A 13,667-nucleotide genomic window follows, 5' to 3' on the forward strand; every position below is an offset into this window, starting at 1 on the left:
AGGTCTCAGCCGTCGCGGGTACGCAGGAGGCGGTGCCTGCGTACCCGCTCGGGCGCTGGGGTTAGGACGGGTCGCCGTACTGCAGGCCGCGTCCATTGGTGCCGATGTAGACGCGCCCGAAAAGGTCGGGGTCGCCGCTGATGACGCCGACGCTGCCGATGCCTCCCCATTGGTGGGCGTCGTCGTTGGCGCGCAGCCAGGTGGCTCCCTTGTCAGTGGAGCGGAAGACTCCTGTGACGGTTTTGATGGTGCCAATTAGGTACAGGGCCTGGTAGGAGGCGCCCGGTGCGGCCTTGCCGAAGCCGAGGGCGGAGGCGGAGGGCACCGTTGTGAGGGTGGTGAAGCTAGCTCCGCCGTCGGTGGAATGCAGCAGCCCCTTGCCACCGGCGGCGATCCACAAGTCCCCGGCGATGCCGGGGACGGCCGTAAGCCGGCCGGAGGGCAGGTTGGTGGCGCGGGTGGTGAAGGTCGCGCCGCCGTCGGTGCTGGCGTAAAGCGTGCCGCCTGCCAGCGAGTAGAAGGTCTTAACCGAGGAGCGGTCAGCGACGACCACGGCGCCGGTGCCCAGGCCGCTGACCTTCGACCAGCTCGCTCCCTTGTCTGTCGAGCGGTACGGGAGCTGTCCGGCTTGGGTCCAGACGATGGTGGAGCCGTCCGCCGAGAGCGCGACATGGCCACCGTTAGCGCTGGCCACTGGCTCCGTCGCGAAGCCCATCCAGCTGCTGCCACCGTCAGTGGAGTAGGCGCCGTCCTTGTCGCCATTGCCAACGCGGACCATCACCGCTGGATTGGACTGGGCGAAGTCGATATCGGTGCTGTTGCCCATCAACGGCGACAGCCGCCCGGCGGGTACCTCGGTCAGGGAGTCGTGACGGAAACCGCCTTGGTCGCCCATGGCGGTGATGACAGTGGCGCCGCCGGGAGGGGCGATGACGTCGAGCAGTGAGGTCTCCTCCAGCCCCCGGGCGCCCGCGGTCCAGTGGCTGGTGCCGCCGCTGTCGGTGGCAGTGGCGTCCTTGCTTCGCCAGATGCCGTTACCGGTGCCGTACAGCACGTGCCCGGAGTCGAAGGGATCAATGGCCAGGGCGGTCATCCAGTGCCCGGTGTGGGTGCCGACGTAAGGAGCGCCGGAGGCGTTCCGCTGCGACTTGTCGGCCAGGGCTTTCCAGGTCGTGCCGCCGTCGGTGGTGCGGTAGATCTCGTCCTCGGGCCACCAGCGGTCCAAGGTGGTGACCATTACCGTCGAGGGCTTTTGCGGGTCGACGGCCAGGCCGGAGAACCCGTAACCGCCCTGGGAGGGGGAGATGTTCTTCCACACCCCACCCGAAGGCGTGTACTTCCAAACCGAGCCCGCCGTCGCGTCCATAGGGCCGATGCTGTTGCTGTAGGACAAGTACAGCGAACCGTCACCGGAGACCACACCGTGCTGCGGCGTTTGGCCGGTGGGCTGTCCGGCAACGGCGTGCCAGCTGCTGCCGCCGTCGGTGGAGCGGTACAGCGGGGTGGAATTGTCGTGGACGCCGACGTAGACAGTGTTGCTGCCGGCTGGGCCGTACGTCACGAAGGAGATGCCCGCGCCGCTGCCCGCCCCGTCCTTGACCGGGAACGAGGAGACCTGACGCCATGTCACGCCATAGTCGCTGCTGCGCCACAGGCCGTTCTTGCGGGTGCCCAGCAGCAGGGTGGCGTGGTTCGCTGGGTCGATCACGAGCCGTTCGCCCGCGCCGCGCCCGGGCTCGTTGGCACCCAGCTTGAACGGCAGATCGGTGCGCTGGAAGGTGCGGCCCCGGTCCGTGGAGCGCAGGATCGCGCCGTTGCCCGCCCACTCGTTGGTGTAGGTGCCCGCCCCGAGGTAGAGCCGGGCGGGGTCGACGGGGTCGGTGGCCACCGCATCGATGCCCAGCAGGTTCCAGTCGTTCTCGCCGACCCAGTCGGTCAGCGGGATCCACTGCGCGGACCCGCTATCCCAGCGGTAGGCACCGCCCATGTCGGTGCGTGCGTACAGCAGACCTTTCTCCCGCGGGTTGAACACCAGCCCGGTGACGTAACCGCCGCCCACCACCTGGGCGTTCTTCCACACGTATGGTCCGGTCGCGGCCGGGGGCGGTGCCGCGGTTTCGGGTGCCGGCGTCTCGGCCGGGGGCTGCACGCCAGTTCCCGTCTCGGTGTCCGCCACTTTCACCAGCTTCCACTGCTGGTTGTTGCCGCCGTGGCTGGGCCACTGGATGACTGCCGCGCCGTTGGCCGTGGAGTATTCGTATACGTCCAGGACCTGGCCGCTCCTGCGGGAGGTGAAGGTGACGGCATCGGAACCGCTCACATCGTCGATGCGCCACTCCTGGGAGGCGGACGAGTTGTCAGTCTGCTGCTCGGCGGGGGCTGCGTTGGCGGTCGAATCGCCCGCTATGCCTAGCACTTTGCCGCTGTTGCGGTTCACCAGCTCGTGGTAGCCGTCGCTGGTAGATCTCAGCTTCCACTGCTGGTTGGCGGTGTTCTGGTCGGTCCATTGCTGGATGCGGGCGCCGTCGCCGGTCGAGAAGGCGTTGACGTCCAACGCTTTGCCGCTGCGCACGGAAACCAGCCGGTAATAAGCATCGCCGTCGACCGCCGCGGCCAGTGAGTACTCGTGAACGAACAGGAAGTAAGGCACGAGAAGGACGGGTATGCCGAGCAGCAGGACGGTGGCGGTCCAGCGACGGCGGCGATGACGCCCGCGGCGCCAGCCGTTCGTGAGGCCTTTCATGGCGGGGGTGTTCTCCTTCTGCACGTGTTTGCTAGGGGGGAGGCGGTTATGGCCGGGTCACGTCCACGGCGATGGGTAAGAGCCGGTCAATGGGCAGATCCGGGTTGACAACCTCAGCCCGGGTAGATCCACATTTGCTCTCTGGTCTTCTGCCACGCTTAGGAGATGTCTCTCCCGGGCCACGGATAACACAAATTGACTCCCCAACCTCGGCCCGCTTCTTAGGCATTGCCCTCAGCTCACAAGTGGCGCCCCAGCGGATGTTAACGTTAACAACCGCGCGGGCTTCCTGAGGAAGATGCCTACCTTTGTGGATCAATTCGTGGGTTTCTGCAATGTCGCCCCGCCACGTGCATCTCCTACATCAGAGGCCGGGGCGAGATGCCGGTGGAATGCCTGAAAGGTCGATGAGATGGACGAAGGGATCGGGTTCGATCCGGCGGTGGTGGCCGCGGCGATGGGTGGGAGTCAGACAGCTGTCGATGATCTTGTGGTGGGGTGCCTGCCGTTGGTGTACAACGTCGTCGGCCGGGCGATGGATGGGCATGCCGATGTCGATGATGTCGTGCAGGAAACCATGCTCAACGCGCTGCGCGGGTTGCCTGATCTGCGTGATCCGCAGCGTTTCCGGTCGTGGCTGGTGGCGATCGCGATCCAGCAAGTGCGTGGGCGGTGGCGAAGCCTGGGCCGTTCGCCGCGGCGCGCCGACCTGGATGTAGACGTCACCGATCCTGGGGCCGACTTCGTGGACCTCACTATCGCCAGGCTGGGTCTGCAGGGACAGCGCCGCGAGGTTGCCGAAGCGACCCGGTGGCTCGACGAAGACGACCGTCAGTTGCTGTCTTTGTGGTGGCTGGAAGCCGTAGGTGAACTGTCTCGCTCGGATCTGGCCGGGGCGCTGGAGGTGACACCCGCACAGGCGGCAGTGCGGGTGCAGCGGATGAGAGGGCAGCTGGACGCGGCCCGGGCGATCGTGCGTGCGCTGCGGGCAGCCCCGCAATGTGCCCAGCTTGCCTATCTGAAACGGGGCTGGGATGGCGAGCCTTCGGCGTTGTGGCGCAAGCGATTCGCCCGTCATACCCGCGAATGTGGCCGGTGTGCTGGCGGCTGGGCCGATCTGGTTCCGGCTGACCGGCTGCTAGTCGGGCTGGCCCTGGTCCCGCTGCCGCTGGGGTTTGCCCTTCCGGCGTTGCGGGCTGGTGCTGGCCTCTGGGGACCGGCGGCAGCTGGTCATTCACACGGCTGGCTCGCGAAGATCGGACCTGTACTGACCGCGAAACCGGCCGTGGCCGCCGCGGCCGCCGTCTTGGTACTCGGCGGTGGTGCCCTTACCGCCTATGGTCTGGGAGCGTTCGCGGCGACGCCTTCTGGCGCGGCATTCAGGCCCGCGGCCGCGACGCCAGCGCAGCCGAGTGCCTCCGCGAGCACCGGCACCTCACCATCACCGGCGATAGCCAGCGCATCGCCAGCGGGCTTGTCCTCCAGCACGTTCGGGTTGCTGGCCCCAGGTGCCAAGCTGCCATCGGGTACGCAGTGCGCCACCGCTGTGCGCACCAAACCCATCCCCGAGAACAAGTCGGTCAACGCGGTCGCTAACCAGACCAAGGGGCACACCGTGGCGGGAGCCAGCGGTCAGCTGGCCCGTGTCGACGGGAACTTCACCGGCACCACCGAGCAGATCCTGCGCTGGGCCGCCTGCAAGTGGGGCATCGACGAAGACATGGTCAAAGCTCAGGCCGCCATAGAAAGCTGGTGGCACATGGACAACAAAGGCGACCTGGGCACCGATTCCTCACGCTGCCCTCCAAACCATGGGCTGGGAATGGACGGTACCCCGGGAAAATGCCCGGAAAGCTACGGAATGCTGCAGGTCCGCTATCCGTACAATGTGGACGCATTTCCTGGCGTCGAAACGTCCACGGCGATGAATACCGATTACGTGTTCGCCGTCTGGCGGTCCTGCTTTGAAGGCAAGATGACCTGGCTTAACACGGTCGAGCGCGGATCGTCGTACGCCGCTGGCGACGCGTGGGGCTGTATGGGCGTTCATTTCTCGGGCCGCTGGCACACCGATGCGGCTGAAGGCTACATCGCCCGGGTCAAGGACTACCTGGCCCAGCGAATCTGGACCACACCCAACTTCCAGCAGCCCTAGTCGCGGATTCCCGTTGAGCGAGCAGCCTCCCGGGCTGCTGAGCTGGTAGAAGACCGCCGGTGGTCCATCGCTGTGGCGTCGCGCGTTGGCTCATTCCAAGTGAATGCCGTCCTCGGCATACCAAGTACGGGAGAGGCGCAGCCGTACCAGGGCCGCATCAAGGCGTCCATCGCGGCCGGCTAGCGCTGCCTGGTGAAGCAAGCAGCTCGCGCTCGCACGACAGACCCGCCCGTGTGGCATCCCGGCGAAGAGGTGCCAACCCGGCCCCCTTCGAAAGAGATGGGGTCGGGTTGGCACATCGGCTTACTTGAGCGCTACACCACCTGAGTTGCGGTACGCGATCGTCTTGCTGATCAGGTTTCCGCCGTCGGTCTCGGGTGTTGTCTGTTCTGTCCACCCCGCACCAAAGAGCAGGGCGGCGACGTGTGCGTTCGCCACCTGGTCCATGTGCCCTAAGAACCAGTCCACCTTGTCGTCTTTGTAATGGCCGGGGGTGTTGTTCTGCGCCATGTTGCCCACGGGAATCTGCCACAAGACCACCGGCTTGCCCACCGCCTCTGCCATCGTCTTGTAGAACCGCAGCGCGGCAGCGGCCTTCTGCTCGGTCCAGAAGGTGTTCCGGCTGCCATGAGCCGGCAGCGCGTACCAGCCAGCGTCGCGGTCCGACACGTCGCAGACCACGAAGTCGCCGTTTCGGGCCCCGAGATCGGCGTAGTCATTGACGCATTTCTGTATGTTGCTTTCCCAGTCAAAGCAGGAAAGGTGCAAGCCGACGGCGGCGTTCGGCGCGTATTTGCGTGCCATCGCGATCAGGCAGCGGGCCAGTCCGGCGGCGCTGTTTTCCTGCGATCCGCAATCGGCCGGATTCGCGCCGGAGACCTGCGCGGGAACCTGGTGCAGATTGCCTAGCGACCGGGCAAAGCCCCAAAAATCTGGCTCAAGGTCGATCCCGGCGTGCGAGTTGCCGATCTTCTGCAGGAAGAAGCGGTAGTCATTCAAATACCGTGTAAGCAGATCTAGCCTGTTGATGGCCACGACCTCACCCGGACCATCGCCCTGCCCCGCCGCATCGCCGAGGTCGCGCAACGAGTACCAAGTAAAGAAAAACTTCTGCGGGCGCGAGCGGCCCTGGTACGTCGCCTGCGCCGCCTGCGCCAGCCGGTAGGTCACGTAGGTGCCAGGCGCCGTGGTGCTGCCGTTCCAGCAGCCCCACCAGCCCGTCCACGCATCTTGGCAACGCGATGCCGTGTAGTACTCCGGCGAGGGTGCGGGCTGGCTGTGCACGTAGGCGTACCGCATGTCGAACGGCGCGGCTTTCGCCGAGGAGTCGTCCATGGACGCGCCGATGAGCACCGTGCTGTTGCCCATGAAACGTTTCGCCGAGCTGCCACCGGTGGTGCTCCCCTTGGCCGGGGCGGTTGAGCCTGACGTGGCCGGGGTGGGTGAAGCCGGCGTGGTCGGTGACCCTGCTATATCCCCCGCACCCCGTTGGCTGCTGGGGGCTGGTGTGGCTGTGGCATCCCCACGATCGGGCGGCTCAGCGCAACTGGCGACTAGCGCTAGCATCGCCGAGACGGCACCCGCCAACGCGAAGCGCCACCGCCGGTGCGGGTTTAGAGCTGGCATATCAATCTCTCCTTGCATTCCAGCCGACCAGACGACCTTTAGTGGTCCGGCAAACCGGAAAGGTCGCCCGGCGATGCTGAGAAAAATTTGGGCGTTGAGGTGCGTGCGCAGGGCCAGAGTTGGCCGTGAATCGCCCATGCGATGTGCGCCGAAGTGAAGCAACGCAGCCGAACTAGCACGGGCACTACAGTCACAGACCTTCACGAGCAGCCGTGCTGGAGAACCAGTGTGGGATCGGTGTTCTTCTTCGACGGATGCTCTCTGGTCTTTGCGTCACGCTTAGGAGATGTTTTCCCGGGCCACGGATAACACAAATTGGCTTCATCAACCTGAGCCCGTTATTCAGACCAGCTACGACGCGGGTAAAGGGGAGTATCGGGCCTGATTACCGGCGCCGCTCAGCCATGGCCGTTGACGTCGAGGCTTCGCGTTGGTACGCGTGCCCGAGGGTTGGACGCGTTCTTGTGCCGGGTGTCCATCGCGGACACCATGGATCGCATCTAGGTCGCTACTGCCGATGGCAAGTTCGAGGGCACATGAAGCAGTACCTTGAGGACATTGCCGAGGCGCTGAGGGCGCCTGGTGTGGTGCTGTTCGTCGCCGGAGCCGCGGGGATGGGCAAGAGCAGTGTCATACAGGCGGTACTGAGCTCGATGCCTCACCTGCGATGCACGGTAATCAGTTGCCTACCGGGACAGTCAGACGAGGCTGCGTTGCATGACATCGCAAACCTTGTGGCAGAAGGCCAGACGATCCTTATCGAGGACGCTCACTGGCTTGACCAGGCGTGCCGGGCGGCCTTACTGAGGCTTATCGCCCACATGCCGGGCACCTGCCGGATCGTTGTGACGTACCGGCCAGACGAGCTGACGGTTGCGGGTCTGCCCCTCGGCGCGGAGCCACGTGCCGCGGTGGGTATACGGATCGCCGCTGTGGAACTGCGGCCTATGAGCGTCGAGGAACTTACGGCTTTCGCGCAGCCGGCTTTCGATGTTGAGGTTCGCGCGTCCGTGCTCGCCCCACTTGGCCAGCTAAGCGGTGGCGTAGCGGCCCTCGCGGCGCATTGTGTGCGGGCGGCAGCCAGCGGGCAGGGTGATCCCGTGGGGGCGATGGAGTGTGCCGGGCTGCCAGCAGCGTATGTCCAGTGGCTGCACAGCCGTTTGACCAGAATGCCTGCGGCGCAACAGTCGGTGCTGTACGCGGCGGCGGTGGCCGTGGAGGTGACCGATGTTGTGCTGGCGCAGGTGGCTGAGGTTTCCGCTGCCGAGTTCGACGACGCGGTGACCGTTCTGGTACGAAGCGGGCTCCTGGTCACCTCGCCGGGTACGAAGATCGCGGCTGAACTGGTGCGCCGCTGGTTGTATCAGCAGATTGCGCCAATGAGGCGGGCGCATCTGCATGCGTCGGCGATGAAGGCACTGTCCATTCACGAGCCAGCTGACCGGGCCGCGCTGGCCCGGCACAGTGGGCTGTCCGGGGATTGGGCGGCGGCAAGCCGCTTTGGTGAGGAGGCAGCCGAACAAGCCATGCTCGCGGGTGATACAGCGGCCGCGCTTGGCTTGCTTGAGCAGCTTGTCGCTCAGGCACCGGCGGGCAGCCCGGCGCGGGTACGTCTCGCGGTAAAACTGGCCCGCCTCGCGCCGCTGAGTGTGCATCGTGAGGAGACGTTCGTGCTCCTGCGCGACTTAGTGCGTGACGAACGTCTGCCTGCCGGGATTCGCGGTGAGATCCGGCTTGATTTTGGCCTTCTGCTGATGAATCAGATGGGCCACGGTGAGGATGGCTGGAAGGAGATCACCCGGGCGGTCTCGGAGCTTCGCCGCCGCCCGGCCCTTGCCGCGCGGGGGATGGCGGCGCTGGTGGTGCCGCACTGGGGCAGTTGTCACGTTGATGAACACCGTTGGTGGGCTGAGCAAGCCAAGCAGACGGTGGCCCGGGCGCGTCACCCTGCCATCGCTACCGCGGTGGTGGCCAATGAGCTGTCGCTGCTGATGAACGTGGGTGATCCGTCCATTTGGGAACGGGTGCCGCAGCTTGCCGATCATGAAGGAAGTGTGGCGCAACGTCAGCAGGCGGGGCGCGCGTACTGCAATCTGGCCGACGCGGCGGTGTGGCTGGGGCACAGTCAGCACGCGGCACGGTTCTTGCGTGAGGGCCTGCGTTTGGCTGTTGACGCCGGTGCCGCGTATGCGGTGGGGCTGGGTAATGGGACGCAGTTGCGTCTGGAGTTCGCCTTGGGCCGGTGGGCTGATTTGGGCCGGCGTGCTTTGCGGTTGCTGGGTGAGCCGGCTGGCTGGCCGGTGATCGCTGATGCTCGTCTGGTGCTGGCGCAGCTTGCGCTGAGCCGAGGCGAGTGGGCCGAAGCACTGGGGCTGCTGGAGGTGCCGGGTATGCGGGAGCCGCACATCGGTTGTGCGCCACAGCTTTGCGCCGCCTCGGCGGTGCGGATCACCTCTTTCGCCGCGACGAAGCAGCCGGGTCTGGCCGGGCGGGAACTGGCGATAGCGCTGGATCGCTTGCGTACCAAGGGGATTTGGGGCTGGGCGAGCGATCTGCTGCACGCCGCGGTGCCATTCCTGATTGGACAGGGCCTGGCGGCGGAGGCCGGTCAGCTTGTCGACGAAGTGGCTCAGCAGATTGCGGGCCAGGACACGCCTTTGGCTGAGGCGACCGTGCGGTATTGCCGGGGTGCACTTTGTGAGTCGGCCGGTGAGCTATCTGAGGCAATCAGGTGGTATGAGCTGGCCGCGGCCGAGTATCAGTCGATCGACCGTCCCTATGACCAGGCCAGAGCCGGCGAGGCGGCTGGCCGGTGCCGGCTGGCTTGCGGTGAGCACGCGGAGGATCAGCTTCGGGCTGTTGCCGGCCGCTACGCCGCGCTTGGTGCGTCGTGGGACGCGTCTCGCTGTGGGCATCTGCTGCGCCGCTATGGTGCCGTAGCCCCGCGGCCGAGACGTGGCCGGCACGGATATGGCAGCTCGCTTTCGCCTCGGGAACAACAGGTGGCCCGTCTGATGGCACTTGGCCGCACCAACAGGGAGATCGCCGAAGTGCTGTTCCTGTCGCCCAGGACAGTGGAGCTGCATGCCGCGCGGGTGCTGCGCAAAATGGCCGTCAGTGACCGGGCGGAGCTGCCCGGTCTGCCCGAACCGGAGTGACGGCTTCGCATTTGATACGTACCCCTACGTATATGGACCGCAATTGTCCGGCCAGGACATCGATCGCAGGGTGTTTGGGAGCGCGGCCATGTCCCCGCGCCACCACCCCCTCGTGAAGGACCGACATGCGAAGACTCAGAACGCTCCTCACCCTCACCGCCGCGTTGTTCCTGGCTGGCACCACCCTGGCGAGCACCGGGACCGCGATGGCCGCGAGCCAGCCGGGTACGCCAACGGCATATGTGGTCGTGTTGCGCGACAACACCGATCCGTCTGCTGTCGCCGGGGAGTACACCCGGCGCGGCGGCCAGCTGCATCACGTCTACCGGCACGCGATGAAAGGTTTCGCGGTCACTCTGGACGCCACCTCGGTGGCAGCGCTGCGCCGGGACCCGCGGGTGCTGTCGGTGGAGGCCGACCAGGTGGTTACGATCGCGGCCCAGGATGTGCCAACCGGGATCCGCCGTGTGTTCGCCGACGACAACAGCAACCTGAAAATCAATGGCCAGGAAGACTTCCGCGCCGACGTTGATGTGGCGATCCTGGACACCGGTGTCGACTTCGATCACCCCGACCTCAATGTCGTGGCCCGCACCGACTGTGCCAACCGCACCTCCTGCGTGAACAACAGCGGCGATGACGCCCACGGCCACGGTAGCCACGTCGCAGGCACGGTCGGTGCCATAGACAACGGCATCGGTGTCGTCGGCGTCGCACCAGGCGCGCGTATCTGGTCGGTCAAGGTTTTGGGCGACAACGCCAGTGGCACTCTGTCGGGAGTGGCTGCGGGCGTTGACTGGGTAGCAGCCCGTGCCGACGAGATCGAGGTCGTCAACCTCAGTCTCGGCTGTGACGGCTGCACCGACAGTGCGCTCACGACGGCCATCACCAATGCGGTGAACAAGGGGATCGTGTTTAGTGTGGCGGCGGGCAACAACACTAAGGACGCCAAGACATTCTTCCCGGCCAACCACCCGGACGTGATCACCGTTTCGGCGCTGGCCGACTTCAACGGCGAGCCGGGTGGCGGCGCTGGCTCGACCTGCCGTACCGATCAGGACGACACCCTGGCCAGCTTCAGCAACTTCGGGCCCAGTATCGAGATCGCCGCGCCTGGTACCTGCATCTACTCAACGTACAAAGACGGTGGGTACTCCACGATGTCGGGCACGTCGATGGCCGCCCCGCACGTGGCTGGTGCCGCGGCACTGCTGGCTTCCGGCAGCGGCAAACCCGTTAACCGGCAAGGCGTTCAGAGCGTACGTGACCGGCTGTTGGAGACCGCCAACACCAACTGGGCCGACGACTCGGGCGACAACGTCAAAGAGCCGCTCCTCGACGTCAGCAGCGCTGCCGATTTCCCCGGTGGCGCACCAGATCCCGGGGCTCCGAACGCGGCCTTCACGTTCGCCTGCACGACCGCGAACAACACGTGCACCTTCGACGGGGGCACGTCGAGTGACCCTGATGGTTCCATCGCCAGCTACGCGTGGGAGTTCGGTGACGGCACTACCGGTACGGGCCGCACCACGTCCCGTACGTACCAGCAGTCCGGCAGCTACAGCGTCAAGCTCACCGTCACCGACAACAGTGGCAAGAAGGACGCCGTGCGCCGTGAGGTGAAGGCCGGAGACCTGCCGCCTACCGCGTCGTTCACCGGCTCGTGCTGGCTGCCGACGTGTCAGTTCGACGGCAGCGCGTCCAGCGACGGTGAGGGCGCGATCGCCTCGTACCACTGGGATTTCGGTGACAACACGACAGGCACGGGCCGTACCACGTCACACACCTATCCCAACGTCACCCGCCTGTACCAGGTCGCCCTGACCGTCCGCGACAGCCGTAACCAAAGCAGCGCACCGTTTACCCGCCAAGTCCGTTGCTACCAGGCCTACCAGAGGCCGCAGTGCTACTGGATCAACTTCTGAACAGGAGCGCCAAGGAGCGGTGTCCTTTCCCTGGGGGAGGGACACCGCTACTTTTGTGCCCCTCGAATGTCGGGCGAGGTCGCGAGGTATTGACTTATCGATGTCAGCCACTATGCTTTGGGAGCGTTCCCACGGGTTCCCGCTCTATCAGAGGAGAACTCGGTGAAAAAACAGTATCGAGCGCTGGTTGCTGCAACATGCGCAGGCGTGCTTGCGGCTTCTGGCATGGCAGCCCTTACGCTGCCGGCATCTGCCGCCCCGACAGCGGGGTGCGCGGTCGATTACACCGTGCAGAGCCAGTGGCCTGGCGGGTTTACCGCCAACATTGCGATTACCAACCTGGGCAGTCCTATCACGAGCTGGACATTGAGCTTCGGGTTTCCCGACAGCGGCCAGAAAGTCGGCAACGGCTGGAGCGCTACCTGGTCACAGGACGGCGCACAGGTGGCAGCGGAGAGTATGAGCTGGAATGGTGCGCTGGCAACGAATGCCTCGGCCTCTGTCGGCTTCGTCGGCTCCTGGATCGGCCAAAATCCCGAGCCGTCCTCATTCGCGGTCAACGGCACGACGTGTACCGGTTCGGTGATCAGCCCCACAGCGAGTCCTTCGTCGTCGCCTACGGCCAGCCCGACTCCCAGCCCGTCCAATCCGTCCGGCCCGGCCCCGCAGCTGCGGGTATCAGGCAACAAGCTGGTCACCTCCGACGGCACACCGTACCGGCTGCTGGGAGTAAGCCGTTCCAGCGGTGAGTACGCCTGCGTGCAGGGCAAGGGACTGTGGGACAACGGCCCGGTCGACCAGGCGTCGGTCGATGCGATGAAGACCTGGAATATCCACGCGGTGCGGATACCGCTCAACGAAGAGTGCTGGCTTGGCCTCAACGGCTCGCCCAGCGGTGCGGTGTACCAGCAGGGCGTCAAGGACTACGTCAGCCTGCTTGTCGCCAACGGCATCAACGTGATCCTGGATCTACATTGGACCTGGGGGGCATGGACCAACGGGCCGGCCTGGCACTGCACCGACGTGCACGCGACATGCCAGAAGCCGGTCCCGGATGCCCAGTACGCTCCGCAGTTCTGGGCCAGCGTCGCCAGCACCTTCAAAGGCAACAACGCCGTGGTCTTCGATCTGTTCAACGAGCCATACCCGGAGGCCGGCGCCGACTGGAACAAAACCCTGGGATGGCAGTGCCTTCGCGACGGCGGCACCTGCACCGGCATCTCCTACGAAGTCGCCGGCATGCAGGACCTCGTTGACGCCGTGCGCGGCACCGGCGCCACCAACGTCGTCATGGTCAGCGGGCTGGAATGGGCCAACGACATGCGTGAGTGGCTGCAATACCGCCCGGCCGACCCAACCGGCAACCTGGTGGCATCGTGGCACGCCTACAGCTTCAACGCGTGTGCCAGCGCCGCATGCTGGGACAGCCAAATCGCACCACTGGCCCAGCAGGTGCCCGTTGTGCTCGGTGAATTCGGCCAGGACAACTGCGGCTTTGACTACATGCAAGGCTTGACGAACTGGGCCGACACGCATGGTTTGTCCTATCTGGCCTGGACGTGGAACCCGTGGGGTTGCACCTCGGGTGCCGTCCTCATCAAGGACTGGGCCGGCACCCCCGAACCGGGCGTCGGCGAAGGCTACCGCGCTCACCTGCGCGGCCAGAACCCTTACCCCACAAGGTAACGCAGATCGATAGCGGTGCCAGTGGTATCAGGACGGTGAGGTTCCAGGACACCGGTAACGGCAGTGAGTAGCCATCAAGGGGTATGGCGTGGTGCGCCGTACCCCTTGATGTAAAAGCTAATCGCGCGGATACGGACGCAACGCTGCTTCTTGCATGCCCGATGGGGGGAGCGCTGACACCTTCAGGCCATCCCATGTCTGTGCCGCAACTGGGTCCGGCTGATTCTGAACGCAGAGCTGTGAGCTGCTATGTCTCTCAGTCGCTGGACAACAGCAAGAGTGACAGATATATATTCATCCCATTACCTGTGTTACCTCGGTGTCGTATTCCGCTACGCGATCACGGCTTGAAATTCATGATGGATCTCCATTTT

6 protein-coding genes are annotated in these 13,667 nt (G+C 65.4%); 4 read left to right on the plus strand and 2 right to left on the minus strand.

Annotated elements, in window-relative coordinates:
- Positions 1-61 precede the first annotated feature (61 nt).
- Positions 62-2,743: an RICIN domain-containing protein gene (locus A3E1_RS0103245; RefSeq protein WP_020519306.1), complete on the minus strand. Its 2,682-nt coding sequence runs from the start codon at positions 2,741-2,743 to the stop codon at positions 62-64.
- A gap of 412 nt (positions 2,744-3,155) precedes the next feature.
- Here A3E1_RS0103245 and A3E1_RS0103250 point away from each other — a divergent pair, with 412 nt between their 5' ends.
- Entirely contained in the window at positions 3,156-4,898 is a 1,743-nt protein-coding gene (locus A3E1_RS0103250; protein ID WP_020519307.1) for an RNA polymerase sigma factor, read from the plus strand.
- Between the two features lie 303 nt (positions 4,899-5,201).
- Here the strand turns inward: A3E1_RS0103250 and A3E1_RS0103255 are convergent, their stop codons facing one another.
- Positions 5,202-6,524 (minus strand): hypothetical protein, encoded by a 1,323-nt coding sequence (locus tag A3E1_RS0103255; protein ID WP_211215841.1) that lies wholly within the window; start codon positions 6,522-6,524, stop codon positions 5,202-5,204.
- A 536-nt stretch (positions 6,525-7,060) separates the two neighbouring features.
- Between A3E1_RS0103255 and A3E1_RS38660 the strand changes: the two genes are divergently transcribed.
- The 3 genes from A3E1_RS38660 (at position 7,061) to A3E1_RS0103275 (ending at position 13,293) form a co-directional block, all read left to right on the plus strand.
- Positions 7,061-9,682 (plus strand): helix-turn-helix transcriptional regulator, encoded by a 2,622-nt coding sequence (locus tag A3E1_RS38660; RefSeq protein ID WP_020519309.1) that lies wholly within the window; start codon positions 7,061-7,063, stop codon positions 9,680-9,682.
- Positions 9,683-9,807: 125 nt separating this feature from the next.
- Positions 9,808-11,607 (plus strand): S8 family serine peptidase, encoded by a 1,800-nt coding sequence (locus A3E1_RS0103270; RefSeq protein ID WP_020519310.1) that lies wholly within the window; start codon positions 9,808-9,810, stop codon positions 11,605-11,607.
- A gap of 225 nt (positions 11,608-11,832) precedes the next feature.
- A complete protein-coding gene (locus A3E1_RS0103275; RefSeq protein WP_020519311.1) occupies positions 11,833-13,293 on the plus strand; it encodes a cellulase family glycosylhydrolase in 1,461 nt (486 codons plus the stop codon).
- Positions 13,294-13,667 lie beyond the last annotated feature (374 nt).

Origin of the sequence: Catelliglobosispora koreensis DSM 44566 (genome assembly GCF_000379685.1) — a bacterium.
Lineage (GTDB): Bacteria > Actinomycetota > Actinomycetes > Mycobacteriales > Micromonosporaceae > Catelliglobosispora > Catelliglobosispora koreensis.